Below are 2,545 nucleotides of genomic sequence, written 5' to 3'. Positions count from 1 at the left end.
CCGTCGCCACGCCTGGCCGGGGTACCGACTGCGATGAAGACCGCGTCGGCGCCGCGGACGGCACCGGCCAGCTCGGTCGTGAAGGAGAGGCGGCCTTCGCGCACATTCTTGGCGACGAGATCGTCCAGGCCGGGCTCGAAGATCGGGATCTCGCCGCGGTTGAGCGCCTCGATCTTGCGAGCGTCGGTGTCGACGCAGGTCACGACATGGCCGAAATCAGCGAAGCAGGCACCCGAGACCAGGCCAACATAGCCCGAACCGATCATCGTCACGCGCATGAGGTGTCGTCCTCTCTCGCGGGCCGGAGCGGGATTGATCCGGGCCTCTCGTATGCGGCAGCTGGAGCACGGCTCCCCGCCCTAGCACCGCCTATATCAATTTAAGGCGCTGGGAAATGAAGAGGCGCGCAACACCGAACCCTATGGGTTGGTGATGCGCGCCAATCTCTGGGCGATGACGGAGGGTGGCGATCAGCCTTCGAACGGCTCGGCCGGCTCGACACCTTCGGAGACGAATTCGTCGAAATTCTCGCCGGGCTCCGGCTTCAGCAGCGGGGTGCGGTTGAGGACCACGACGGTGGTGCCGGTGGGCACGCGGCTGTGCAGGTCGATGATATCCTGGTTGAACATGCGGATGCAGCCGCTCGAAACCGCCGTGCCGATGGTCCAGGGCTCCGAGGTGCCGTGGATGCGATAGAGGGTGTCGCGGTCACCCTGATAGAGATAGAGCGCGCGCGCGCCGAGCGGGTTCTCGAGGCCCGCGTCCATGCCGCCGGCCCAGGGGCGGTTCTTGGCAGGATCACGCGCGATCATCGCAGGGGTCGGGGTCCAGCGCGGCCAGGCTGCCTTGCGGGCAACGGTTGCGCGACCGCGCCAGGACATGCCCTGCTTGCCGACGCCGATGCCGTAGCGGATGGCACGGCCGTTCTCTCGGACCAGATAGAGATAGCGCTTGTTAGTGTCGACGACGATCGTGCCGGGCCGCTCGCTGGTCGGATAGGCGACTTCCTGCCTCAGGAAGCGCGGGTCGACTTCGGTAATGTCGGTTTCAGGCAGAGGGAACTTCTCGTCGGGCATCTCGCCATACATGGCGAGTGCAGCCGCGCTCGGTCCGGCAGGTCTCGCGGCCTCGAGGGCTTGCTGGCGCGCGCCGACACAGGCTGCCAGCGATAGCGGCAAGAGCAGCACCATCATGCGCTTGAAGAGGCGATKGCGGAGTGCGCCGGCGATCGAGTCGAAGGACATCAGTTTGGCTCGCGTATTCTTGGTCTTGCGGGACTAGCAACGGACGAGCGATCGCGCAGTTCCACGGTGTTCCACGTCTTCGCCCAATGGGGTTCAAGGCGGATGGCGTGGCCGTGGGGTGAACACAGTGCGGCGAAATTGTGTCTTCAGCTGGCTGTGCTGAATCCGCAACAGCTCGAAAACACCGGGAAATCGGCCGTGTTATCAGGCGATCAGGCGGGTGCTTGGCAAAAAGAGCGCCGAATCGCGCAAACTCCTGGAAACCGGCGACATCGCTGGCGGCTTGCTGTGTCCGCCCTGCAATGCCGGTGCAACCTAGCTTGGCGTCGACGCGGGCGCGACCAGGCCGAGCCTTTCGCGCTGCGACCAGCGCCACAGCATCAGCACCGCCACCACGGCAAGGCCGGTCGCCAGTCCGATCCAGATTCCGCTGCCGGCGAGCGGTGTCCAGAAGCCGAGAGCCGCCGAAAGCGGCAGCCCGATGCCCCAATAGCCCAGGCCGGCCAGGATCATCGGCACGCGCGTGTCGCGCAGGCCCCTGAGGATGCAGGAACCGACCACCTGTGCGCCGTCGGCAATCTGGAAGATCGCTGCGAACAGGAGGAAGCGCATCGCGAGTTCGGCAACAGCCTGCGAACCCGGTTTGCTGGCATCAAGAAAGGGCGCGACCAGCAGGTGGGGAGCCAGCAGCATCACGAGCGCGGTCAGCGCCATGAAGGAGATCGCGAGCACGATCGCGGTGGTGCCGGCACGCGTGATGCCGTCGCGATCGCCGGCACCATAGGCGCGGCCGACACGCACGGTGCCGGCCTGGCCGATGCCCATCGGCACCATGAAGGTCAGGGACGCGATMTGAATGGCGATCGCATGCGCGGCCAGCGAGGTCGAGCCGATCAGCCCCATCAGGAAGGCGGCGCCGTTGAAGATCACGACCTCGAAGGCGAGCGTCAGGCCGATCGGGAAGCCGAGCCGCCAGAAGGCGCGATATCGCGGCCAGTCCGGCACCCAGAAGCGCCCGAAAAGATGAAATCGCCGGAAACGCCTGTCGACCGAAACGACAATGGCAAGTCCAAGGAACATCAGGGTCGAGGAGAGTGCGGTGGCGATCCCCGAACCCGGCAGACCGAGGGCCGGGAAGCCGAGCCGCCCGAACATCAGGCACCAGTTGGCAAAGACATTGAATGCGACGGCGAACAGCACGACCACGAAGGCCCAGAATGGCCGCTGCAAGGCCGCGACGAAGCCGCGCAGGACCAGATAGAAGAAGAACGGCAGCAGGCTCCATTGCAGGGTGTGGACAT

Annotated in this window: 2 protein-coding genes and 1 pseudogene; all 3 read right to left on the bottom strand. The window is 65.6% G+C overall.

Annotated elements, in window-relative coordinates:
• Positions 1-278, bottom strand: a pseudogene (locus tag AC1DJT_RS36005) (UDP-glucose 6-dehydrogenase); the annotation flags it as partial.
• Positions 279-470: 192 nt separating this feature from the next.
• Positions 471-1,244, bottom strand: a complete 774-nt coding sequence (locus tag AC1DJT_RS36000; protein ID WP_476835988.1) for a L,D-transpeptidase — start codon at positions 1,242-1,244, stop codon at positions 471-473.
• 315 nt (positions 1,245-1,559) lie between these two features.
• The coding region (locus AC1DJT_RS35995; protein ID WP_476835987.1) for an MATE family efflux transporter at positions 1,560-2,545 on the bottom strand (986 nt) is incomplete at its 5' end.

The sequence above is a fragment of the Allobosea sp. 05T422_2 genome, from assembly GCF_056396265.1.
Note: the sequence above shows the minus strand (reverse complement) of the source record. Positions and strands in the feature narration are given on the sequence as shown.